This window comes from Enterobacter asburiae, assembly GCA_011754535.1.
GTDB lineage: Bacteria > Pseudomonadota > Gammaproteobacteria > Enterobacterales > Enterobacteriaceae > Enterobacter > Enterobacter cloacae_N.
Genome location: JAAQVN010000001.1, coordinates 4,100,867 through 4,124,742 on the forward strand (window position 1 = coordinate 4,100,867; position 23,876 = coordinate 4,124,742).

At 57.5% G+C, this 23,876-nt stretch carries 23 protein-coding genes; 10 read left to right on the forward strand and 13 right to left on the reverse strand.

Features of this window, described 5'->3' with window-relative positions:
* Positions 1–144: 144 nt before the first annotated feature.
* Positions 145–2,403, reverse strand: coding sequence for a DNA topoisomerase IV subunit A (gene parC, locus HBM95_19430; protein NIH45080.1), 2,259 nt, complete (start codon positions 2,401–2,403; stop codon positions 145–147).
* 118 nt (positions 2,404–2,521) lie between these two features.
* Positions 2,522–2,923, reverse strand: a complete 402-nt coding sequence (locus HBM95_19435) for a YgiW/YdeI family stress tolerance OB fold protein (GenBank protein ID NIH45081.1) — start codon at positions 2,921–2,923, stop codon at positions 2,522–2,524.
* Between the two features lie 139 nt (positions 2,924–3,062).
* On the opposite strand from HBM95_19435, the gene qseB reads away from it, so the two are divergent.
* The 5 genes from qseB to lysM all read left to right on the forward strand — a co-directional run bounded on the left by qseB (position 3,063) and on the right by lysM (position 6,615).
* Positions 3,063–3,722 (forward strand): two-component system response regulator QseB, encoded by a 660-nt coding sequence (gene qseB / locus HBM95_19440; GenBank protein NIH45082.1) that lies wholly within the window; start codon positions 3,063–3,065, stop codon positions 3,720–3,722.
* Complete coding sequence (gene qseC, locus HBM95_19445) at positions 3,719–5,056, forward strand: two-component system sensor histidine kinase QseC (protein NIH45083.1); 1,338 nt, start codon at positions 3,719–3,721, stop codon at positions 5,054–5,056. Before qseB ends, qseC begins: the two co-directional genes overlap by 4 nt.
* Positions 5,057–5,161: 105 nt before the next feature.
* A complete protein-coding gene (locus HBM95_19450; protein NIH45084.1) occupies positions 5,162–5,743 on the forward strand; it encodes an NAD(P)H-dependent oxidoreductase in 582 nt (193 codons plus the stop codon).
* Positions 5,744–5,774: 31 nt separating this feature from the next.
* Complete coding sequence (locus tag HBM95_19455; protein ID NIH45085.1) at positions 5,775–6,089, forward strand: antibiotic biosynthesis monooxygenase; 315 nt, start codon at positions 5,775–5,777, stop codon at positions 6,087–6,089.
* A gap of 85 nt (positions 6,090–6,174) precedes the next feature.
* Positions 6,175–6,615, forward strand: coding sequence for a peptidoglycan-binding protein LysM (gene lysM, locus HBM95_19460; GenBank protein ID NIH45086.1), 441 nt, complete (start codon positions 6,175–6,177; stop codon positions 6,613–6,615).
* A gap of 17 nt (positions 6,616–6,632) precedes the next feature.
* On the opposite strand, the gene HBM95_19465 is transcribed toward lysM, so the two are convergent.
* From HBM95_19465 to HBM95_19485, 5 genes are read right to left on the reverse strand one after another with little or no spacing between them, the layout of a single operon-like run.
* Complete coding sequence (locus HBM95_19465) at positions 6,633–7,508, reverse strand: MurR/RpiR family transcriptional regulator (protein NIH45087.1); 876 nt, start codon at positions 7,506–7,508, stop codon at positions 6,633–6,635.
* Positions 7,505–8,455 carry an iron-siderophore ABC transporter substrate-binding protein gene (locus HBM95_19470; protein ID NIH45088.1) on the reverse strand — a complete coding sequence of 317 codons (951 nt, stop codon included), beginning with the start codon at positions 8,453–8,455 and terminating at the stop codon, positions 7,505–7,507. Before HBM95_19470 ends, HBM95_19465 begins: the two co-directional genes overlap by 4 nt.
* Positions 8,456–8,464: 9 nt before the next feature.
* Entirely contained in the window at positions 8,465–9,505 is a 1,041-nt protein-coding gene (locus HBM95_19475) for an iron ABC transporter permease (protein NIH45089.1), read from the reverse strand.
* Positions 9,502–10,485, reverse strand: coding sequence for an iron ABC transporter permease (locus tag HBM95_19480; protein ID NIH45090.1), 984 nt, complete (start codon positions 10,483–10,485; stop codon positions 9,502–9,504). The genes HBM95_19475 and HBM95_19480 overlap by 4 nt, the downstream gene beginning before the upstream one ends.
* Positions 10,482–11,294: an ABC transporter ATP-binding protein gene (locus tag HBM95_19485; protein ID NIH45091.1), complete on the reverse strand. Its 813-nt coding sequence runs from the start codon at positions 11,292–11,294 to the stop codon at positions 10,482–10,484. Before HBM95_19485 ends, HBM95_19480 begins: the two co-directional genes overlap by 4 nt.
* A 384-nt stretch (positions 11,295–11,678) precedes the next feature.
* Here HBM95_19485 and HBM95_19490 point away from each other — a divergent pair, with 384 nt between their 5' ends.
* Positions 11,679–13,817 (forward strand): TonB-dependent siderophore receptor, encoded by a 2,139-nt coding sequence (locus HBM95_19490; protein NIH45092.1) that lies wholly within the window; start codon positions 11,679–11,681, stop codon positions 13,815–13,817.
* Positions 13,818–13,900: 83 nt separating this feature from the next.
* Here HBM95_19490 and parE read toward each other — a convergent pair whose 3' ends face one another.
* From parE to nudF, 5 genes are read right to left on the reverse strand one after another with little or no spacing between them, the layout of a single operon-like run.
* Positions 13,901–15,793 carry a DNA topoisomerase IV subunit B gene (gene parE / locus HBM95_19495; GenBank protein NIH45093.1) on the reverse strand — a complete coding sequence of 631 codons (1,893 nt, stop codon included), beginning with the start codon at positions 15,791–15,793 and terminating at the stop codon, positions 13,901–13,903.
* A 28-nt stretch (positions 15,794–15,821) separates the two neighbouring features.
* Positions 15,822–16,403, reverse strand: coding sequence for an esterase YqiA (gene yqiA, locus HBM95_19500; GenBank protein NIH45094.1), 582 nt, complete (start codon positions 16,401–16,403; stop codon positions 15,822–15,824).
* Entirely contained in the window at positions 16,403–17,230 is an 828-nt protein-coding gene (gene cpdA / locus HBM95_19505) for a 3',5'-cyclic-AMP phosphodiesterase (protein NIH45095.1), read from the reverse strand. The genes yqiA and cpdA overlap by 1 nt, the downstream gene beginning before the upstream one ends.
* Before the next feature lie 27 nt (positions 17,231–17,257).
* Positions 17,258–17,680, reverse strand: coding sequence for a DUF1249 family protein (locus tag HBM95_19510; GenBank protein NIH45096.1), 423 nt, complete (start codon positions 17,678–17,680; stop codon positions 17,258–17,260).
* Entirely contained in the window at positions 17,677–18,309 is a 633-nt protein-coding gene (gene nudF, locus HBM95_19515; GenBank protein ID NIH45097.1) for an ADP-ribose diphosphatase, read from the reverse strand. The genes HBM95_19510 and nudF overlap by 4 nt, the downstream gene beginning before the upstream one ends.
* 204 nt (positions 18,310–18,513) lie before the next feature.
* On the opposite strand from nudF, the gene tolC reads away from it, so the two are divergent.
* The 3 genes from tolC (at position 18,514) to HBM95_19530 (ending at position 21,984) form a co-directional block, all read left to right on the forward strand.
* Entirely contained in the window at positions 18,514–19,995 is a 1,482-nt protein-coding gene (gene tolC, locus HBM95_19520; protein NIH45098.1) for an outer membrane channel protein TolC, read from the forward strand.
* A 160-nt stretch (positions 19,996–20,155) separates the two neighbouring features.
* Positions 20,156–20,821: a DUF1190 family protein gene (locus tag HBM95_19525; protein ID NIH45099.1), complete on the forward strand. Its 666-nt coding sequence runs from the start codon at positions 20,156–20,158 to the stop codon at positions 20,819–20,821.
* A 2-nt stretch (positions 20,822–20,823) separates the two neighbouring features.
* Positions 20,824–21,984 (forward strand): glutathionylspermidine synthase family protein, encoded by a 1,161-nt coding sequence (locus HBM95_19530; protein ID NIH45100.1) that lies wholly within the window; start codon positions 20,824–20,826, stop codon positions 21,982–21,984.
* 93 nt (positions 21,985–22,077) lie between these two features.
* On the opposite strand, the gene ygiD is transcribed toward HBM95_19530, so the two are convergent.
* The gene (gene ygiD / locus HBM95_19535) at positions 22,078–22,866 is read right to left on the reverse strand and encodes a 4,5-DOPA dioxygenase extradiol (GenBank protein NIH45101.1); all 789 of its coding nucleotides are present in this window, start codon (positions 22,864–22,866) and stop codon (positions 22,078–22,080) included.
* 439 nt (positions 22,867–23,305) lie between these two features.
* On the opposite strand from ygiD, the gene HBM95_19540 reads away from it, so the two are divergent.
* A complete protein-coding gene (locus tag HBM95_19540; GenBank protein ID NIH45102.1) occupies positions 23,306–23,866 on the forward strand; it encodes a fimbrial protein in 561 nt (186 codons plus the stop codon).
* Positions 23,867–23,876: the final 10 nt, after the last annotated feature.

Here is a 23,876-nt window from a genome sequence, read left to right on the forward strand (position 1 = left end):
GACAGCTGACAATTATACTTCACCTGTGGCCAGGTAAGGACTTTATTACGAGCGCGTATTGTTAATCGCAACGCACGAATTAACAACGATTTTACGGGAAATTTTATTGAAATACCCCCTCCGGACAGAGGGGGTGTCACGGCATTACTCTTCGCTGTCGCCCGCGCTGCTGCGCGCAGGGGAATCAATCTCCACGCGGTCGATACGCTGCAGGCCGCGCATCAGCGAACCGCGACGGCCGCGCTCGCCCACCACTTTCTGCAGCTCTTCCGGACGAAGCTTGATTTTACGCTTGCCGACGTGAATGGTCAGCGTGCTTTGCGGCGGCAGAAGGAAGAGATGCGCCAGGCCATCTTCACCTTTCGCGGCTTCCGCAGACGGTATGTTGATGATCTTGTTGCCCTTACCTTTCGACAGCTCCGGCAGGTCGCTGACCGGGAACATCAGCATGCGTCCGGCAGAGGTGATCGCCAGCAGCATGTCGCTCTCGTTCTCGATCACCAGCGGCGGCATCACGTGAGCGTTGTCCGGCAGGCTGATCAGCGCTTTACCGGCGCGGTTACGCGACACCAGGTCGTTAAAGGTACAAATAAAGCCATAGCCCGCATCGGACGCCAGCAGCAACTTCTGGTCATCGGCCTCCATCAGCATATGGTCAACCGTCGCGCCCGGCGGCAGCGTCAGCTTGCCGGTCAGCGGTTCGCCCTGCCCGCGCGCGGAAGGCAGCGTGATCGGGTCAATGGCGTAGCTGCGGCCCGTGGAGTCGATAAACGCCACCGGCTGGTTGCTCTTACCTTTCACCGCCGCTTTAAAGCTGTCGCCCGCTTTGTAGCTCAGACCCGGCGCGTCGATATCGTGGCCTTTGGCGCTGCGCACCCAGCCGCTCTGCGACAGCACAATGGTCACCGGCTCAGACGGCTGCATGTCGTGCTCGTTCATCGCCTTCGCTTCTTCGCGCTCGTGCAGCGGAGAACGACGGTCATCGCCGAAGGCATCGGCATCCGCCTGCAGCTCTTTCTTCAGCAGGTTATTCATTTTGCGTTCTGACGCGAGGATCGCCTGCAGCTGATCGCGCTCTTTTTCCAGCTCGTTCTGCTCGCCGCGGATCTTCATCTCTTCCAGCTTAGCGAGATGGCGCAGCTTCAGTTCGAGGATCGCTTCGGCCTGGGTTTCGCTGATGCCGAAGCGCGACATCAGGGCCGGCTTCGGCTCGTCCTCGGTACGGATGATCTCGATCACCTCGTCGATATTGAGGAACGCCACCAGCAAACCTTCGAGGATGTGCAGGCGCTTAAGCACCTTCTCCAGACGATGGTTCAGACGACGGCGCACCGTATCGCGGCGGAACGTCAGCCATTCGGAGAGGATCTCCAGCAGGTTTTTCACCGCCGGGCGTCCGTCAAGGCCGATCATGTTCAGGTTGATGCGGTAGCTTTTTTCCAGATCGGTGGTGGCGAACAGGTGGTTCATCACCTGCTCCATGTCCACGCGGTTGGAGCGCGGCACGATCACCAGACGGGTAGGGTTCTCGTGGTCGGACTCGTCGCGCAGGTCGTCCACCATCGGCAGCTTTTTATTGCGCATCTGGGAAGCGATCTGCTCCAGCACTTTCGCGCCGGAAACCTGGTGCGGCAGCGCGGTGATCACCACGGCGCCGTCCTCTTTATTCCACACCGCGCGCATGCGCACGGAGCCGCGACCGTTCTGGTAGATTTTGCGGATTTCCGCGCGCGAGGTGATGATCTCGGCTTCGGTCGGGTAGTCCGGCCCCTGGACGATATCCAGCAGATCGTCCAGCGAGGTTTTTGGCTGCTCAATCAGGGTGATGGCTGCTTTCGCCACTTCACGCAGGTTGTGCGGCGGAATGTCCGTCGCCATGCCGACCGCGATACCGGTGGTGCCGTTCAGCAGGATGTTCGGCAGACGCGCAGGCAGCATTTTCGGCTCCTGCATCGTACCGTCGAAGTTTGGCACCCAGTCAACGGTTCCCTGACCCAGCTCGCCCAGCAGCACTTCGGCATATTTGGACAGGCGGGATTCGGTATAACGCATTGCCGCGAAGGATTTTGGATCGTCCGGCGCACCCCAGTTCCCCTGCCCGTCCACCAGCGGGTAGCGGTAAGAGAACGGCTGCGCCATCAGCACCATCGCTTCATAACAGGCGCTGTCGCCGTGCGGATGGTATTTACCCAGTACGTCACCAACGGTACGGGCGGATTTCTTGAACTTGGCGGTGGCGTTCAGCCCCAGCTCGGACATCGCGTAGACGATGCGGCGCTGAACGGGCTTCAGGCCATCCCCGATAAACGGTAACGCCCTGTCCATGATGACGTACATGGAGTAGTTCAGGTAGGCGTTTTCCGTGAATTCATGTAGCGCGAGGCGCTCTGCCATATCGCTCATTACGTGTGATTCCTCAACTCAGAAACCGAAGGGTTTCAGGCAATATTGCCGCAGATACTACCTCATCTGATGAATTGAGTCACAAAGAAAAAGGGCCGCATAAGCGGCCCTTTTCGGGTTATTTGTTCAGCTTGATGACCTGCTTCACGTCGATTTCAAATTCGTTCCAGTCTTTGTCGACTTTACCCTGCAGTTCGACTTTATCCTGCGGGGTCACGGTCACGCCGTTCCAGCGCTTGTGATCAATCTCGACCACTACCGTGCCGGACTCGTCGCGGAAGGTGTAGCGGTCATCGGACAGGCGCTCGGTAATGTTCCCGCGCAGCTTGACCCAGGCGTCGTCCTTCAGATCTTTGACTTTAGCCGCGGTGGTGAGGTTGGCGTTGTTATCGACAAAACCGCCCTGCTGGGTTTGCGTCTGGGTCTGTGTAGCGGATGGGCCAGTGAAACCGCCCTGAGCAGCAAAGACCGGCGCGGTGGTCATCATCATGATGGCAGCAATTGCAGCGAATTTTTTCATCGTAATCTCTCCCTTTAATGTCGTTTCACAATCCATTAAACAGGGTAAACCTTAACAACTTCTTAAGGGGAAAATTTATTTATTTTTACTGTACAGCAGGCGCTTGCAGAGGGTTTACTGACGGCATCAAGGAGGGAACATGCGCATTTTACTGGTAGAAGACGACAGGTTAATCGGTGATGGCATCAAAGCGGGCTTAAGCAAACTGGGCTTTAGCGTGGACTGGTTTACCGACGGGAAAACCGGACAGGCCGCGCTCGCCTCTGCGCCCTATGATGCCGTCGTGCTTGATCTGACCCTGCCGGAACTGGACGGTCTGGACATCCTGCGCGCCTGGCGCGAAAGCGGGCGCAGCGAGCCGGTGCTGATCCTGACGGCGCGGGATGCGCTGAACCAGCGCGTCGAGGGGCTGCGCCTCGGGGCAGACGATTATCTCTGTAAGCCGTTCGCGCTGATCGAGGTGGCTGCCCGCCTGGAAGCGCTGGTGCGCCGCAGCCACGGCCAGACGCGCAGCGAGTTGCGCCACGGCAAGGTGACGCTCGACCCGGCAAGCCTCATCGCCACGCTGGAGGGCGAAACGGTGACGCTTAAACCGAAAGAGTTCGCCCTGCTGGAGCTGTTAATGCGTAACGCGGGCCGGGTGCTGCCACGCAAGCTCATCGAGGAAAAGCTTTATACCTGGGACGATGACGTCTCCAGCAACGCCGTGGAAGTCCATGTTCATCATTTACGCCGCAAGCTCGGGAGCGAGTTTATCCGCACCGTGCACGGCATCGGCTATACCCTGGGTGACGCATGAAGCTGAGCCTGAAGCTGCGCCTGACGCTTCTCTTTTTAGCGCTGTCTCTGACGGCCTGGTTTGCCGCCAGCCTGGTGGCGTGGCAGCAGACTACCCACAAGCTCGATAAGCTGTTCGATACGCAGCAGATGCTGTTTGCCAAACGGCTGCTGACGATGGATCTTGACGAGATCCGCGCGCCGGAGCGCATGCGCGAGGTGCCGAAAAAGGCCAAACACGGGCATCTGGACGATGACGCGCTGGCCTTCGCTATTTACGCTTCAGATGGCACGATGATCCTTAACGACGGCGAAAACGGGCGCGATATTCCGTATCACTATCGTCGCGACGGCTTTGATGACGGACGGCTTCAGGATGACAACGACGAATGGCGCTTTTTATGGCTGACGTCGCCAGACGGAAAATACCGCGTGGTGGTCGGCCAGGAGTGGGAGTACCGGCAGGATATGGCGCTGGACGTGGTCAGCTCGCAGCTGACGCCGTGGCTGGTGGCGCTGCCGGTGATGCTGCTGTTGCTTATTGTCCTGCTGAGCCGGGAGCTAAAGCCCCTGAAAAAGCTGGCCCAGACCCTGCGTTCCCGCTCGCCGGACGCTACCGACGCCCTGCACACTCAGGACGTGCCTGCGGAGGTGCGCCCCCTGCTCGACTCGCTGAACCATCTTTTTGCGCGTACCCAGGAGATGATGGCCCGCGAGCGCCGCTTCACCTCCGACGCCGCCCACGAGCTGCGCAGCCCGCTGGCCGCGCTGAAGGTGCAAACCGACGTGGCACAGCTTTCTCAGGACGATCCGCAGGCGCAGGAAAAAGCGCTGGCGCAGCTGCACGCGGGTATCGACCGCGCCTCCCGGCTGGTGGATCAGCTCCTTACCCTGTCGCGCCTGGACTCGCTGGATAGCCTGGACGGCGTAGAACAGATAGCAATGGCCGACCTGCTGCAGTCTGCGGTGATGGATATCTACCCTTCGGCGCAGCAGGCGGGTATTGATATTCGTCTGAACATCAACGCGCCGGAGGTGACTCGCACCGGTCAGCAGCTGCTTCTGAGCCTGCTGGCGCGTAACCTGCTGGATAACGCCACCCGTTACAGCCCGTGCGGCAGCGTGGTAGACGTGACGCTGAACACCCGTAGCTTCACCGTGCGCGACAACGGCCCGGGCATTTCACCCGATGCGCTGGCGCGTCTCGGCGAGCGGTTTTATCGTCCGCCGGGTCAGGACGCAACGGGCAGCGGGCTGGGATTATCCATTGTGAAACGCATTGCCGCGCTGCACGGCATGCGCGTCTCGCTGGGCAATGCGCCTGAAGGCGGCTTTGACGTGAAGGTCAGCTGGTAAGGGATTATTGCACTACGCGCAAAAGACTTTGCACATTTTGCTCATTTTTCCGCTCCGCCCTCGCGCGTAGAATACCGGACATACTCTCAGCATCGAGGACAAAAAATGAGCAATATTCTGATTATCAACGGCGCAAAAGAATTTGCGCACTCTAAAGGCCAGCTTAATGACACCCTGACCGAGGTCGCGGACGGTTTCCTGCGCGACGCCGGGCATGATGTTAAGGTCGTACGTGCGGACAGCAACTATGACGTGAAGGCCGAAGTGCAGAACTTCCTGTGGGCCGACGTGGTGATCTGGCAGATGCCGGGCTGGTGGATGGGCGCGCCGTGGACCGTGAAAAAGTACATGGACGACGTATTCACCGAAGGTCACGGTTCGCTGTATGCCAGCGACGGCCGCACCCGTTCAGACGCGTCTAAAAAATACGGCTCCGGCGGCCTGATTCAGGGAAAAAAATATATGCTCTCCCTCACCTGGAACGCTCCTCTGGAAGCCTTCACCGAAAAAGATCAGTTCTTCGAGGGCGTGGGCGTCGACGGCGCGTACCTGCCGTTCCACAAGGCGAATCAGTTCCTGGGCATGGATCCGCTGCCGACCTTTATCGTTAACGACGTGATTAAAATGCCGGACGTCCCGAGCTATATCGCAGAATATCGCAAGCATCTCGCGAAAATTTTTGCTTAACTGGTAGCCTGGAATTAAAGGAGTAGTAACCATGCTTACAGTAATCGCAGAAATCCGTACTCGTCCAGGTCAACATCACCGCCAGGCGGTGCTGGATCAGTTCGCGAAAATCATCCCAACCGTACTGAAAGAAGAAGGCTGCCACGGCTACGCGCCGATGGTTGACGCCGCTACCGACGCGAGCTTCCAGTCCACCGCGCCAGACTCCATTATCATGGTTGAGCAGTGGGAAACCGTCGCGCACCTTGAAGCGCACCTGCAGACCGCGCACATGAAAGCCTGGAGCGATGCGGTGAAGGGTGACGTGCTGGAGACCCACATCCGTATTCTGGAGCAAGGGGTTTAAAACCTGCCTTCCCTCTCCTTCCGGGGAGGGAAATCTCTCTGACCTGCTATGCTTATTCTGACTTCATGATTAACAGGAGGATGGAATGGGTCTTTTTAACTTCGTAAAAGAAGCAGGCGAAAAGCTATGGGATAACCTGACCGACCATAAAGGTCAGAGCGACAAAATCACCGAGCACCTCAAGAAACTCAACATTCCCGGTTCAGACAAAGTTCAGGTTAACGTTACCGACGGCAAAGCCAGCGTGACGGGCGACGGGCTGACCCAGGAGCAGAAGGAAAAAATCCAGGTTGCCGTCGGGAACATCGCGGGCGTCAGCGAGGTGGAGAACAACATCACCACGACCGATGCCAAAGATGAAGCCACCTACTACACGGTGAAATCCGGCGATACCCTGAGCGCTATCTCCAAAACCGTGTACGGCGATGCTAACCAGTACAATAAGATTTTTGAGGCTAACCGCCCGATGCTCTCCAGCCCGGATAAAATCTATCCTGGCCAGACGCTGCGTATTCCTAAAGCGTGATCCGCGAGCCGGGGAAATCAGCTGCTTTTCTTCCCCGGTTTTAACCCACGATGTAACTCGTTGATGCGCTTCATCGACTTGATGGTGCGCTGCGGCTCGGTGGAGGCCACGGATAAAATAATCATCTCCAGACACAGCAACACCGTGCCGTGGAGCGGGATTTTACCTTTCTCGCCGCCGCGTGGGACGTGGATCACCACGCTGGCCTCTTTGCTGAATCGCGAGTCGGTGGCATTGGTCAGCAAAATCGTGGGAATACCCAGCCGTTTTGCTTCGCGCAGCGTGGTTTGCCCTTCCCGGTGCGCGGATTTTTGCGCCATCATGATCAGCACATCCCCGCGCTGGAGCCCGATCAGCTGCTCGGCCAGCCCTATTCCGGTACGGTTAAGCGGCGTGGCGGGTAGCCCCATCCGGCTAAAGAGTCTGGCGGTGTATTCGGCCAAAATCCCGGACGCGCCAATTCCAAATATGGCGACCTGCCTCGCCTGCGCCAGCAGCGAGACCGCCTGCGCCATCGCGAAGCGGTTATGGGGTTCAGACAACACTTCACAGGTATGCTGATGCCCCTCCAGCACGAAATCAATGCTCGCATTGACGTCGCTGGTCAGCGTATTTACCGTGGTGGAGATCTTTTCGCTGGAGGTCACGACCGGGCCAAACCACTGCTCCAGCGTCTGCTTCAGATCGCGCAGCCCGGCAAAACCCAGCGCCTGGATGGCGCGAACGACGGTGGCATCCGACGTTTTCAGCAGCGTCGCGATCTCCATTGCCGTCTGTTCCATCACCGCTTCCCGATTTTCATTGATATAGCGCGCCACCTGCAGCAGCCGAGGCGTGAGCTGGTGCGATCGCGAGCGGAGGCGGTCCCCGAAGAGATCAACTTTACGGCTCATCGTGACGCCTCCGGCAGCGGACGTCCGGCAATGTGCGACTGCACCTGCGCGGCCATCAGCCCTAACGAGGCGAACGAGTTCGAGATGGCCTCTTCACGCGAGATCAGCACGTAATGTCCGGTCCGACAGGCATTCAGGAACTGGCACCAGCCCGGCATCACTGCATCCATTGCTGCCAGCTCATCCTGCGGTTTGCCGCCCGTATCCCCGCGCCAGGTGGCGAAAACGAAATCGGCATCCAGTTCCGGCAGCCGCTCGGCGCTGACGTCAATGCGCCCCCCTTCCGGGATGGACTCAATCAGCGGCGGGAAGGTGAACCCGGCATCACGCAGCACGCGCCCCAGCGAGTGGTAGCTGTGCATGGCGTTGATTTTCCCCTGATTGGCCTGAATTACCGACATGCTCACCTTGCGGGTATCAATCGTCGCTTTCAGCGCCTTAATTTGCTCCTGATAGCGCCGCTCCAGAATCCTGAGCCGCGCCTGCGTTCCTGTCAGCTGCGCCAGCTTGCGGTAGATCTCCGGCGCGCCGCCGTCGAGATGATCGATGCTCACCGTCGGGGCAATTTTCTCCAGCTGTTCCACCGGGGTGTTGCGCGTCGGCTCGGTAACGATCAGGTCCGGTTTTGCGGCGGCAATGGCTTCGATATCGATATCCGCAGTGCCGATAAACTTGATGTCGGAATTATCGAAGTCGACGCCGGTCAACATGCCGCTGGAACGCAAGAAATGGCTGCCGTCCGGCCGGGTACGGCCATGGCTCGCCACCGGCGGTACGCCAAGCTCAATTAACGGAATGGTAATGTCCAGGTCGTGTAACGAGACGATCCGTTTCGGATGCACCGGCACCACCACCTTACGGTTCAGGTCGTCAGTAAACGTCTGCGTCGGCTCGGCCGCGCTCGCCGCAAACCCCACCAGCAACAGCATCGAAAACAGTATGCGCATGTTAACCCTCTAAAATCTGTCCCGACGCTGCCAGAGCAGCAGCAGGAAAAACGGTCCGCCAATCAGTGAAATCACAATTCCCGCCGGCAACTGCAGCGGGAGGAATGCCAGCCGCCCGACGTTATCCGCCAGCAGCACCAGCAGCGCCCCCAGCACGGCGCTACCCGTCAGGAGCGCCGTTTGCCCGCCGCGGAGCAGCAGGCGCGCCATATGCGGCGCAATCAGCCCGACAAAACCAATGCTCCCCACGCAGGAGACGCAGGCCGCCGTCAGCACTACCGGGGCGAGAACCCTTAGAAGCGCCAGCCGCTGTGTGCGCACGCCAAGGCCCGCGGCGACGTGGTTGCCGAGCAGCGCCACGTCGGCAGCGCGGGCGGTAAGCAGCAGCAGCGCAAACGCCGGAAGCGTCCAGACAGCGGCAATGCAAACCAGCGTCCAGTTTGCGGCGTGCAGGCTGCCCGCCAGCCACAGCATTGCCGTCTGCACGTCGCGCACGTCCGCCGTGGTCATAAAAACGCCCATTGCGGCGGCAAAGACCCACGACACGCCGATGCCGATCAGGATGAATCGCGGACGTGAGATATCGCGCGCCAGGGCCATCACCAGCAGCGCGGTGAGCAGCCCCCCGGCCATGCCGACCAGCGGCCGCCAGGCCAGGCCCAGCGCCGGGAACTGAAATATCAGCAGCAGTACCGCCGCGCTACAGCCCTCTTTCACCCCGATAAGCCCCGGATCGGCCAGGCCATTTCGGGTAATAGACTGCATTGCCGCCCCCGCCATACCGAGCATCCCACCGCACAGCGCCGCCATAAGCAGGCGCGGCAGGCGGATATCCATCACGATATAGCGCGCCTCCGCCGTCAGGCTTTCTGGATAAAACAGCGCACGCCCGATGGCGGAAGTCGGGATGGGCAGAGAACCATGCGTCAGGCCAAAACCTACCAGCAAGCAGGCTGCCAGCGTCAGCACGGCCAGATACGCCAACGCCTTTGGACGGACCAACGCCGAGAAGGCGCCAACCCGAAGCGCACGCAGTCCGGCACGGTTCATTTGAACATCCTCGAGGCCATGAAGATAAAGACGGGGGCGCCAACCAGCGCGGTCATGATGCCGGTTGCCAGCTCCCAGGGCGAAAACAGCGTGCGGGCAGCGATATCCGCCAGCAGCAGAACCAGCGCCCCGCACAGGGCGGACAGCGGCACCATCACGCGCAGATCGACCGACACCAGACGGCGGACGAGCTGCGGCACCACGAGCCCGATAAAGCCGATCGGCCCGGCAATGGAGACTGCCGCACCGCAGAGCAGCGCGATGGCCAGCAGAGCGAACAGCCGGGTTTTCAGCAGCGATACGCCAAGCCCCTGCGCCATTCTGTCGCCCAGCGCCAGCATGTTGAGCGAGGGCGACAGCCAGAGCGCCAGCGCAAAGCCCACGCCAGCCACCCACAGGGCAGCGGCAATCGTTTCACCGCTGACCCCCGCCAAATCCCCCGCCAGCCAGGTGCGCATGGCGAGCAGCGTCTGTTCATCCAGGATGAGCACCGTGGCGGTAATTGACGAGACAAATGCCGACATCGCCACGCCGCACAGCGTGACTTTCATCGGCGTAAGCCCGGTGCGTCCGGACGAGGAGAACGTGAGCACCAGCAGAAACAGCGCCGCGGCTCCGGCGGCGGCAATCAGCGGGCGCCCAAACGGCAGCGTCATCCCCAGCGCGCTCGTCAGCACCACAGCCAGTGCTGCCCCGGCGTTGAGCCCCAGAATATGCGGTTCGCCGAGCGGGTTGCGGATCGTGGATTGCAGCAGCACGCCCGCCACGCCGAGCGCGGCGCCCGTCACCATCGCGGCGCAGAGGCGCAGCAGTCTGAGTTTGATAATGACGTTATGATCGAAATTACGCGGATCGAAGTGGAAGAGTGCTTCCACCACCGTTTGCGGGGCGATAAGGCGGGCGCCGATCCCCAGATGGGCAATCGCGCCCGTTGCCAGCAGCACGGCGAAAATCAGGAAAGCCAGAGAGGTGCGCATCATGGCTGTTTTGCGACCTGGCGAAACGGCATAAAGAACGGTTTACCGGTCAGCGGATTGATGGACATATGTACGTCGACATCAAACACCGCTTTAATAAGCTCAGGCGTGCAGGCGTCTCCCTCATGCAGTACGCCCTCAACTTTTCCCTGGCGTAAAAAGACCAGCGAATCGCCGTAGTTTACGGCGAAGTTAAGATCGTGCAGTACCACCACCACGGTACGTCCATGCTCGCGCGTCAGCGTATGCAGCAGTTCGAGGATCTCCACCTGATAGCGAAGATCGAGGAACGTGGTGGGTTCATCCAGCAGGATATACGGCGTTTGCTGCGCCAGCGCCATGGCGATCCAGCAGCGCTGACGCTGGCCGCCGGACAGGCTTTCCACGGGCATGTGGGCAAACTCTGCCGTACCGGTCAGGCGCAGGGCCTCTTCCACCGCCTGCTCGTCCTCGTCGCTCCACTGGCGCATAACGTTCTGCCAGGGAAAACGCCCGCGCGAGACCAGCTCAAAGACGGTTAACCCTTCCGGCAGCAGCGGAGACTGCGGCAGGATGCCAAGCTGGCGGGCGACGGCTTTCGTCGGCTGCGCGTGGATCGCCTTGCCGTCGAGAACCGCCGCGCCGCCAAGCGGCTGGAGCAAACGCGCGATGGTACTCAGCAGCGTGGATTTTCCGCAGCCGTTCGCCCCCACCAGAACGGTGATTTTCTGCTGGGGGATCGCAAGGGAAATATCATCAACGATGATTTTTTTCTGATAACCGGCAGAAAGATTCTCCAGAACCAGTCCCGGTTTTGTCGTGTTGTGAGCCACGTGCATGCCAACGTAATAAAAAAGGGAAACAAATATAAATAAAAATCATTCTCTTTTGAGAGTTTGAGGCCGCGCCATGTAGTAGTCAAGAGAAGAAACACCCTGAATAAACCAGGGGTAACGGAGCGTTACTACACTGACCGGTAAAACATCAAGTGCTTAATTTTCAATTATTTAATTGGTTATTACTACGCTTTTCCGTTACGTTTCATAGATGTAGCCGATTTTTATCTTTTTTCATTTACTACTACATTTCCGCATGATTGAATGATTCTCAATTACATGTTCGATGCCGGTTCTGGCTAACGAGCAGACCATAAAGGGCAATGACTCACACGTTCTTCCGTGAATATGCTTCACGGATATTTTGGGATAAAAGATGTAATGGCTACGTTCACACCTTCACTCTCTGGGGTAAAAGGGCGCGCGCTCTTTTCACTGCTGTTTATGGCGCCGCTGGTGCAGGCAGCAGACACCACGGCTAAAGACGGCGAAACGCTTACCGTCACCGCCGATCCAAATACTACGGCGGAGGCCACCAACGGCTACCAGCCGCTGAACACCTCCACCGCCACGCTGACCAACATGCCGATGCTGGATATCCCGCAGGTGGTGAATACCGTCAGCGATAAGGTGCTGGCGGATCAGCACGCCACCACGCTGGATGAAGCGCTCTATAACGTCAGCAACGTGGTGCAGACCAACACCCTGGGCGGTACGCAGGATGCCTTTGTACGCCGCGGGTTTGGCGCAAACCGCGACGGCTCGATCATGACTAACGGCCTGCGCACCGTCCTGCCGCGCAGCTTTAACGCCGCAACCGAACGCGTGGAGGTGCTCAAAGGCCCGGCCTCGACGCTTTACGGCATTCTCGATCCGGGCGGCCTGATTAACGTCGTCACGAAGCGGCCGGAGAAGACCTTCGGAGGCTCGATTTCTGCCACCTCTTCCAGCTTTGGCGGCGGCACCGGACAGGTCGATGTTACCGGCCCGATTGAGGGCACGCGCCTGGCGTATCGCCTCACGGGCGAGTATCAGGACGAGGACTACTGGCGCAACTTCGGCAACGAACGCAGCACGTTTATCGCCCCGTCGCTGACCTGGTTCGGCGACGATGCCACCGTGACCGTGCTCTATTCGCATCGCGACTATAAGACGCCGTTCGATCGCGGAACGATTTTCGATCTCAACACCAAACAGCCAGTGAATGTCGATCGCAAAACCCGCTTTGACGAGCCGTTTAACGTGACCGACGGGCAGTCCGATCTCGCTCAGCTTAACGCGGAGTATCGCCTCAACAGCCAGTGGACCGCGAAGTTCGACTACAGCTACACCCAGGATAAATACAGCGACAACCAGGCCCGCGTTATGGCCTACGATTCAAAAACCGGCACCCTGACCCGCCGGGTGGATGCGACCCAGGGCTCGACCCAGCGCATGCACAGCACCCGTGCGGATCTGCAGGGCAACGTGGATATCGCGGGCTTTTATAATGAGATCCTCACCGGCGTGTCGTATGAAAATTACGATCTGCTGCGCACGGACATGATGCGCTGTAAGAACGTCAAAGGTTTCAATATCTATAATCCGGTTTACGGCAAACTCGACGAGTGTACAACCGTCTCCGCCGCTGACAGCGACCAGACGCTCAAGCAGGAGAGCTACTCGGCCTACGCGCAGGATGCCCTGTACCTGACGGATAAATGGATCGCCGTCGCCGGGCTACGCTACCAGTATTACACCCAGTACGCGGGCAAAGGCCGTCCGTTTAACGTCAATACCGACAGCCGCGACGAGCAGTGGACGCCAAAGCTGGGGCTGGTTTACAAACTGACGCCAGCAGTCTCGCTGTTTGCCAACTACTCGCAGACGTTTATGCCGCAGTCGTCCATTGCGAGCTACATTGGCGACCTGCCGCCGGAAACGTCGAATGCGTATGAAGTGGGCGCAAAGTTTGACCTGTGCGAAGGTGTTACCGCCAACATTGCGCTGTTTGATATTCACAAGCGCAACGTGCTGTACACTGAAAGCATTGGGGGCGAAACCATCGCCAAAACCGCGGGCCGCGTGCGCTCTCAGGGCGTAGAGGTGGATCTTGCGGGGTCGCTGACGGAGAACACCAACATTATCGCCAGCTACGGCTATACCGACGCGAAAGTGCTGGAGGACCCGGATTACGCGGGTAAACCGCTGCCGAACGTGCCGCGCCACACCGGCTCCCTGTTCCTGACCTACGATATTCACAATGCGTTTGCCGGGAATACCCTGACGCTCGGCGGCGGCGGGCACGGCGTTAGCCGTCGCTCGGCAACCAACGGTGCGGATTATTATCTGCCGGGCTATTTCGTAGCGGATGCGTTTGCGGCGTATAAGATGAAGCTGCAGTATCCGGTGACGCTGCAGGTGAACGTGAAAAACCTGTTTGATAAGACCTACTACACGTCGTCCATTGCGACCAACAACCTGGGCAACCAGATTGGCGATCCGCGCGAGGTGCAGTTTACGGTGAAGATGGAGTTTTGACGTAAAAAAGCCCGGTGTCGCTAGCGCTTACCGGGCCTACGATCCATCCCCTCTCCCTGGGGGAGAGGGTTAGGGTGAGGGCATCAGGCCTCGATATCCGCCATATCGCCTTTCTCCTGCAGCCAGTTACGTCGGTCTTCCGAACGTTTTTTGGCAAGGAGCATATCCATCACGGCGTTGGTTTGCTGTTCGTCTTCGTCGCTGATCGTCAGTTGCACCAGGCGACGCGTGTTCGGATCCAGGGTCGTTTCGCGCAGCTGCATCGGGTTCATTTCGCCCAGCCCTTTAAAGCGCTGCACGTTTGGTTTGCCCTTCTTACGCTTAAGCTGCTCCAGCACGCCCGCCTTCTCTTCTTCCGTCAGCGCGTAGTAAACCTCTTTGCCAAGGTCGATACGGTACAGCGGCGGCAGCGCAACGTGGACGTGGCCGTTTTTCACCAGCGTGCGGAAGTGCTTCACGAACAGCGCGCACAGCAGCGTGGCGATATGCAGACCATCGGAGTCCGCATCCGCGAGGATACAGATCTTGCCGTAGCGCAGCTGGCTCAGATCCTCGCTGTCCGGATCGATACCGATCGCAACGGAGATATCATGCACTTCCTGCGAGGCCAGCACTTCGTCTGAAGAGACTTCCCAGGTGTTCAGGATCTTACCCTTGAGTGGCATGATCGCCTGATATTCACGATCGCGCGCCTGCTTTGCCGACCCGCCCGCCGAGTCCCCTTCCACGAGGAACAGCTCGGTACGGTTGAGATCCTGTGCGGTACAGTCGGCCAGCTTGCCCGGCAGCGCAGGGCCGCTGGTCAGCTTTTTACGCACCACTTTTTTGGCGGCGCGCAGACGACGCTGGGCGCTGGAAATGGCCATTTCAGCCAGCATCTCAGCCGCCTGAACGTTCTGGTTCAGCCACAGGGTAAACGCATCTTTCACCACGCCGGAGACGAACGCCGCGCACTGACGTGAGGAGAGACGCTCTTTAGTCTGACCGGCAAACTGCGGATCCTGCATTTTCACGGAGAGCACGTAGGCGCAGCGATCCCAGATATCTTCCGCCGACAGCTTCACGCCGCGCGGCAGAATGTTGCGGTATTCGCAGAACTCGCGCATCGCGTCCAGCAGACCCTGACGCAGGCCGTTGACGTGCGTACCGCCGAGCATGGTCGGGATCAGGTTGACGTAGCTCTCAGTCAGCAGCTCGCCGCCTTCCGGCAGCCACAGCAGCGCCCAGTCCACGGCTTCGGTATCGCCGCTAAAGTTACCGACGAACGGTTTTTCCGGCAGCGTCGGCAGGCCGTTTACCGCTTCGCACAGGTAGTCGTTCAGACCATCGGCGTAGCACCAGGTCTGCTCGGTGTTGTTGACGTGGTCTTTAAAGGTGATTTCCACGCCCGGACAGAGCACTGCTTTGGCTTTCAGCAGGTGCGTCAGGCGAGAAACGGAAAAACGTGGGCTGTCGAAGAAGCTTTCGTCAGGCCAGAAGTGGACGCTGGTACCGGTGTTGCGTTTACCGCACGTGCCGACGACCTGCAGATCCTGCACCTTTTCACCGTTTTCAAAGGCGATGTTGTACACCTGACCGTCGCGGCGGACGTTGACTTCCACGCGTTTGGACAGGGCGTTCACCACGGAAATCCCCACGCCGTGCAGGCCGCCAGAGAACTGATAGTTTTTGTTGGAGAACTTACCGCCCGCGTGCAAACGGCAGAGGATCAGCTCAACGGCGGGCACGCCCTCTTCCGGGTGGATATCCACCGGCATGCCGCGACCGTCGTCGATAACTTCCAGCGACTGATCGGCATGCAGGATGACGTCAACGCGTTTGGCATGGCCCGCCAGCGCTTCGTCCACACTGTTATCAATAACTTCCTGGCCCAGATGGTTTGGGCGCGTCGTATCGGTGTACATCCCCGGGCGGCGGCGAACCGGCTCAAGCCCGGTGAGGACCTCAATGGCATCAGCGTTATAGGTTTGCGTCATGATTTAAACTAGCAATTCGCATTGATTGTCAGTGGCTGTGCAGTCCAAGAAAATCGACAATCTGGGTGAAATGATTCTCAAAGCCCGTGAAAGCATGGTTTCCGCCCTCTTCTATAGTCTGGCGGCAGGAGGCGTAGTATGCCACTGCCTGGCGGTAATCCAGCACTTCATCACCCGTCTGCTGCAGCAGCCAGATGAGATCCGGCGCTTCAAGCGGGTCGACCTGCATAACTTTGAGATCGTAAATATGGCGTGACTCTAGCACATATTGCTGCCCGGTGTAGGGGTTCTCGTTTTCACCAAGAAAGTCCCTCAGCAACTCAAACGGCCGAACCGCCGGATTAACCACAACGGCCGGCAGCATAAAGCATTGTGAGAGCCAGGTGGCATAGTATCCGCCCAGCGATGAGCCGACCACGCCAAACGATTCACCGCCGTGTTCAAGCACGATCGATTCGAGCATTTCCGCCGCCTCTGCCGGGTATGGCGGCAGCTGCGGGATGATCATCTCAACATGGGGGTGATGCTCGCTCAGCCACTGGCGAAACTGCGTCGCTTTTGCGGAGCGCGGCGAGCTGTTGAATCCGTGCAGATAAAGAAGCGTAGACATCAGTAGCCTTCTGAAGCGGTATCCGGTCGGAACTCTGCGCCCGCCAGGCGGCAGACTTCCGTGGTCAGCGTGCCGTCGGCATGCAGTTCCAGCCAGCGCCAGCCCGGCGCGATGGTATCCAGCGTAAAGTTGGCGCAGTGCGGCTTAAACTGCACGCAGGTCGACGGCGTCGCCAGCATGCGGCGTCCGTTCCAGTCGAGATCCTGTTCCTGATGAATGTGCCCGCACAGCAGATTTTTCACCCGTGGGAATTTCGCCAGCACGCTATCCAGCGCCGCGGAGTTGCGCAGGCTGTGTTGATCCAGCCAGCTGCAGCCCGCCGGTAGCGGATGATGATGAAGTAACAGCAGGGTGTGACGTTCAGGCTCAGCAGCCAGTTTGGTCTCAAGCCAGTCGAGCTGAAACTCGCTTAACTCACCGTGCGGGACGCCAAACACCTGGCTGTCCAGCAGCAGGATCTGCCACTGTTCACCCGCAAAAACACATTTCGCCGGAGAAATTCCCGCATCCTGAAGGGCGCTGTACATCGCGGGCTGGAAGTCATGGTTTCCGGGCAGCCAGACGCAGGGCACGCTAAAGCTCGCGATGCCTTCAGCAAAATGCTGGTAGGCCGCGGAGGATTGGTCCTGCGCCAGATCGCCCGTTGCGACAATCAGGTCGCAGTCGCGATGTTCAGCGTGAATGGCGCTCAGTACCGCCTGATAACTCTCCCAGGTATTAACCCCAAGCAAAGTTTCATGCTTTTCGGCAAAAAGGTGGGTATCGGTGATTTGTAATATCCTGACTGGCGCCCCACCAGCAACAGTCAGGTTCAACAGGCTTTCCAAATGGTGTCCTTAGGTAGGTTTATGACGCTAACAAACCGGAATCGCCATTGCTCCATGTGCTAAACAATATCTTAGCCAGTCGGCTAAAAACTGGTTAATTTGATGCTTTTCGTCGCGTTGATGCAACTTTTTATTCGGATAATCATACCGCGCCTTGAAGCGAAAGATCTGCTGACTTGAACACACTTCAGCGACCATCGCGTCGTGATAGAGACGCACCGTCATAGACGGCAGGCTCCAGTAGCTGATGCTGGGTGCCGTTTGCTCAATGTCCACCAGCGTAGTGTAGCGCGTTGATTCTGTTATCGTTAACCGATACTGCGCGTTGCTCACCTGATAGCTTACCGTTTCGCCGGGTGCGTCGTTTCTCGGCAGCAGGCGGCGCAGCTGGGCGAAATTGGTTTCGCACAGGCGCATCATTTCTGGGAAGTCAGGCGTATAGCGCTTCATTTTTTCCACTCGTTTCGTAATGTCTGATAATGCAGCTGCAGCCATTGCAGGGCGATGACAGACGCTGCGTTGTCGATTAAACCCTCTTCTACCCACTGATAAGCCTGCTCCCGGCTCACCACATGAACCCGAATATCTTCGTTTTCATCAGCCAGACCGTGAATACCTTCTGCGGTCGTGGCGTCCACTTCGCCCACCATAATGGACAAGCGCTCGCTGGTGCCCCCCGGGCTTGCCAGATAACTCAACACCGGTTTTGTGCGGCCAACCACCAGCCCGGCCTCTTCCAGCGCCTCGCGACGGGCGACGTCTTCAACTGACTCGCCCTCTTCGATCATCCCGGCCACCATCTCCAGCAGCCACGGGCTTTCGCTGGTGTCATACGCGGCAATGCGGATCTGCTCCACCAGCACGACTTCGTCACGCACTGGGTCAAAGGGTAGCAAGACAGCCGCATGCCCGCGCTCAAAAATTTCACGTCTGATTTCGCCGCTCATTTCGCCGTTAAACAGGCGATGCCTGAAACGGTAAAGATCCATCGAAAAAAAACCGCTATAAAGCGTTTCTCGTGCAATAATTTCTACATCGTTTTTGGCGAATGTCACGGGCAACTTTTCTGGTTTTTGCATGAGTCGAGTCCTGGTAGCAATGGTGATGAAATTGTGAATTTCAAGGCTGTTTGGCTGCCGTTTGTAAGGCTATATGGTAGATTGGTGCAAATTACCGCCAGATGGCACGTAACGCCAACCTTTTGGTGTGGATGATTCTGTTAGAATCGGCAATTATTTTTTAATTAGATCAGCGCTAATACTGCTTCACAACAAGGAATGCAAATGAAGAAATTGCTCCCCATCCTTATCGGCCTGAGCCTGACGGGCTTCAGTGCAATGAGCCAGGCGGAAAACCTGTTACAGGTCTACCAGCAGGCACGTCTGGGCAACCCTGATTTACGTAAATCAGCGGCCGATCGTGATGCTGCGTTTGAAAAGATTAACGAAGCGCGTAGCCCACTGCTGCCGCAGTTAGGTTTAGGTGCAGATTATACCTACAGCAACGGTTTCCGCGACGCTAACGGCGTTAACTCCAATGCTACCAGCGCCTCACTGCAATTAACACAGACGCTGTTTGATATGTCCAAATGGCGCGCCCTGACCCTGCAGGAAAAGAGCGCGGGCATCCAGGATGTGACCTATCAGACCGACCAGCAGACTCTGATCCTGAATACTGCAACCGCGTACTTCAACGTGCTGAGCGCCATTGACGCGCTCTCCTACACCGAAGCGCAGAAACAGGCGATCTACCGCCAGTTAGATCAAACCACCCAGCGCTTCAACGTGGGTCTGGTGGCGATCACCGACGTACAGAACGCCCGTTCACAGTACGACACCGTGCTGGCTAACGAAGTGACCGCGCGTAACAACCTCGACAACGCGCTGGAATCCCTGCGTCAGGTGACCGGAAATTACTACCCTGAGCTGGCGTCCCTGAACGTGGACAGCTTCAAAACGGATAAGCCGCAGGCCGTTAACGCCCTGCTGAAAGAGGCGGAAAACCGCAACCTGACGTTGCTGCAGGCGCGTCTGAGCCAGGACCTGGCCCGCGAGCAAATCCGTCAGGCGCAGGATGGCCATCTGCCAACTCTGAGCCTGAGCGCGTCGACCGGCGTCTCTGATACCACCTATAGCGGCTCTAAGACCAACTCCGCTCAGTATGACGACAGCAATATGGGTCAGAACAAAGTGGGCCTGAGCTTCTCCCTGCCGCTGTATCAGGGCGGGATGGTTAATTCCCAGGTGAAACAGGCGCAGTACAACTTTGTTGGCGCGAGCGAGCAGCTGGAAAGCGCGCACCGCAACGTGGTGCAGACCGTTCGCTCCTCCTTCAACAACGTCAACGCCTCCATCAGCAGCATCAATGCCTATAAACAGGCCGTGGTGTCTGCACAGAGCTCCCTGGACGCGATGGAAGCCGGTTACTCCGTGGGTACCCGCACCATCGTTGACGTTCTCGACGCGACCACCACGCTGTACAACGCGAAGCAGCAACTCTCAAGCGCGCGTTACCAGTACCTGATTAACCAGCTGAACATCAAGCAGGCGCTCGGTACGCTGAACGAGCAGGATCTGCAGATGCTGAACAGCGCGCTGGGCAAACCGGTCTCCACCTCTCCGGACAGCGTTGCGCCGGAGAACCCGGAGCAGGTTGCCGCCGTTGATAACTTCAACGCTAACGGCAGCGAGCCTGCTGCACAGCCAGCGGCAGCGCGTACTACTACTACGTCCGCCAGCAAAGGCTCTAACCCGTTCCGTAACTAAAGTTGTTATCACGCCCTCTCCCACCGGGAGAGGGCGCATCTGCATCCCCTCGAACGTAAGCCAACGTAAAGATCCCCCTGATTCCGCCTCTCTTCGCTTCATTTTCAACCACTCATCCACTATCCTGAGCGTTATTACCACTGGGTCCTGGAAGACAAACATGAAACGGACAAAAACGATCAATCACGCGTCGTTCCGCAAAAGCTGGAACGCACGTCACCTCACCCCTGTTGCGCTGGCAGTAACCGCTGTCTTTATGCTGGCAGGCTGTGAGAAAAACGACGAAACGGTATCGCTGTATCAAAACGCGGACGACTGCTCTGCCGCAACCGGCCAGGCAGCAGAATGTAAAACCGCCTACACCAACGCGCTGAAAGAAGCGGAACGCACCGCGCCAAAATACGCCTCACGCGAAGACTGCGTGGCGGAATTTGGTGAAGGTCAGTGTCAGCAGACACCGGCTCAGGCAGGTACTGCGCCGGAAAATCAGGCGCAGGCGCAGTCCAGCGGCAGCTTCTGGATGCCACTAATGGCAGGCTACATGATGGGCCGCCTGATGGGTGGCGGTGCGGGCTATCAGCAGCAACCGCTGTTTAGCTCGAAAAACCCGGCCAGCCCGGCTTATGGTCAATATACCGATGCCAGTGGCAAAGGCTACGGCGCAGCGACGCCGGGCCGCACCGTGACCGTTCCGAAAACCGCGATGGCGCCGAAGCCTGCAACCACCAGCACCATCACCCGCGGTGGGTTCGGTGAGTCTGTGGCGAAACAGACCAGCATGCAGCGTAGTGCAACAGGCACTTCTACTCGCTCAATGGGCGGCTGATCATGGAACGAGTCGGTATTACCGAGCGCCCGGACTGGCGCGAAAAAGCCACCGAATACGGTTTTAACTTTCACACCATGTACGGGGAGCCGTACTGGTGTGAAGATGCTTACTACAAACTGACGCTCGACCAGGTGGAAAAACTGGAAGAGGTGACGGCCGAGCTGCACCAGATGTGCCTGAAGGTTGTGGAAAAAGTCATCGACAGCGACGCGCTGATGACCAAATTCCGTATTCCGAAGCACACCTGGAGTTTCGTCCGGCAGTCGTGGAAAACAAATCAGCCCTCGCTTTACTCTCGCCTCGATCTGGCGTGGGACGGCATGGGTGAACCGAAGCTGTTAGAAAACAACGCAGATACGCCAACCTCCCTTTATGAAGCGGCGTTCTTCCAGTGGATTTGGCTGGAAGATCAGATGAACGCCGGAAACCTGCCGGAAGGCAGCGACCAGTTCAACAGCCTGCAGGAAAAGCTGATTGAGCGTTTTGCCGAGCTGCGGGAGCAGTTTGGCTTCAACCTGCTGCATCTTGCCTGCTGCCGCGACACGGAAGAAGACCGTGGTACGGTTCAGTATCTGCAGGACTGCGCTGCTGAAGCTGAAGTGGCGACCGAGTTCCTCTATATCGAGGATATCGGCCTGGGGGAAAAAGGTCAGTTTACGGATATGCAGGATCAGGTGATCAGCAACCTGTTCAAGCTCTATCCGTGGGAATACATGCTGCGCGAAATGTTCTCCACCAAGCTGGAAGACGCGGGCGTGCGCTGGCTGGAACCGGCATGGAAGAGCATTATCTCTAATAAAGCCCTGCTGCCGATGCTGTGGGAGATGTTCCCGAACCATCCTAACCTGCTGCCAGCTTATTTTGCGGAAGATGATTTCCCGCCGATGGAAAAATACGTCGTTAAGCCGATTTTTTCCCGCGAAGGGGCGAACGTCTCAATTATCGAAAACGGTAAAACGCTGGAAGCGGTTGAAGGACCGTACGGCGAAGAAGGAATGATCGTCCAGGAATTCTGGCAACTGCCGAAGTTTGGCGACAGCTATACGCTGATTGGCAGCTGGCTCATCAACGATCGGCCCGCCGGGATTGGCATTCGCGAAGACCGCGCGCTGATCACCCAGGATCTGTCGCGGTTTTATCCGCATATCTTTGTGGAGTAAGACTGCGGCCTGGTGCCCTCACCCCAGCCCTCTCCCACTGGGAGAGGGTGCAAACACTAAAAACGGCAACCTGAGGTTGCCGTTTTGCTTTTATTATCCCACCTGCACCGACAGCATACTCAAACTGCCCATCTCAATGCCGTCAACCGGAATAGTAACCGGCTCCTGACCGTCCCATGCGCCCAGAACATAAAGCAGCGGCAGGAAGTGTTCCGGCGTCGGGTTAGAAAGCGAACCGCCTTCGTGATCCAGATAGTTCACCAGCGGATGCTCCTCAACCGGGCCTTGCCAGGTCAGATTCGCTTTGACGTAGTCGTTAAAAGCGGCCGCCCACGGGTAAGGCGTATTCTCACCGTGCCAGCGCGCCGTGCGCAGGTTATGCACCACGTTGCCGCTTGCCACCAGCATGATGCCTTCATCACGCAGGTTCGTCAGCTTGCGGCCCATCTCCAGATGCCAGGCTGCCGGTTTAGTGCTATCGATGCTCAACTGCACCATCGGGATATCCGCATCGGGGTACATTTTTATCAGCACGCCCCACGAGCCGTGGTCAAAGCCCCAGGCTTCTTTATCCAGCGTGACCGGGACAGGAGCCAGCAAATCCACCAGCTTTTGCGCCAGCTCAGGCGATCCTGGAGCCGGATAATGCGTATCGTACAGCGCCTGCGGGAAGCCGCCGAAATCATGAATGGTCTTTGGTGCTTTCATGGCGGTCACGCCAGTGCCACGGGTGAACCAGTGCGCAGACACCACCACAATCGCCTTCGGTCGCGGCAGCGTCTCGCCCAGATGACGCCAGGTACGGGTATAGACGTTGTCTTCCAGAACGTTCATTGGGCTACCGTGGCCTAAAAACAGGGCCGGCATACGGGAAGAAGACATGGTGGTATCCTTAGAGAAGATGTCAATTTGATGGTTCTACATTACGCGCATTCAGATAAAGATGAACGCAGATAACCATGAAGATCATCATCAGGAAATTTGAATGTTTTCACGTTTAATTAAGGCATTCTCATTAGACTTTACTGTCAGGATGTGACATAAAGATAAAACTAAAATCTTTACCAGTAATTGGTATCAATTATTGTCAATTTTTACCGGCTAAAAAATATGTCAAAAAAAGTAACATTATTATCGCAGACCCGTGCCTAAATAATGAAAACCAGCCTACACTTACATTCATCAGATGCTATATATCAAGATGTACTTAAAATAAGTTTAAGCTATAGTAATCGCATTCTCTCTCCGTCCTCCCGTATACTTAATTTGCATCCTGAAATTAATATTCAGAGTATGAATTCATTTGAAAAAGGATATTTTCATGTATATGGGTAAAAAAGTACTGTTAGCGGTTGCGATGGCTGCCATTGTATCGAGTTCTGCCTTCGCGGAAGAACAGGGTTCCGGCAAAATTAAATTTAAAGGCGTGGTTATTGATGCACCATGCAGCATTGCACCGGACAGCGTTGACAAAGAAGTTGACCTGGGTGAAGTGACCACTGCCGTTATTAATGCCAACAAAAAGTCTACTGCTGTTCCGGTTGATATTAACCTGGAAAACTGCCAGCTTGACGATCCTGCTGATGAGACCGACACGCCAATTACCAAAGTCGATGTCACCTTCACCAGCGCAGCAACAGACGCGACTGACACCAGTCTCATGACCAACACCTATGCCAGCGGCGCACAGAACGTGGGCGTTCGTTTGCTGGATAACGCCGAATCCAACATCACGCTGGGCGCGGCTAATGAAGTTGATCTGCTGGCAGGCTCCACTACTCAAACGCTGCACTTTAAAGCGTTAATGGAAGTGCCTGCAGGTAAAACCGCGACTGCCGGCCAGGTAGAAGCCACCGCCAACTATGTGCTGATGTACAAATAATACTACGCGA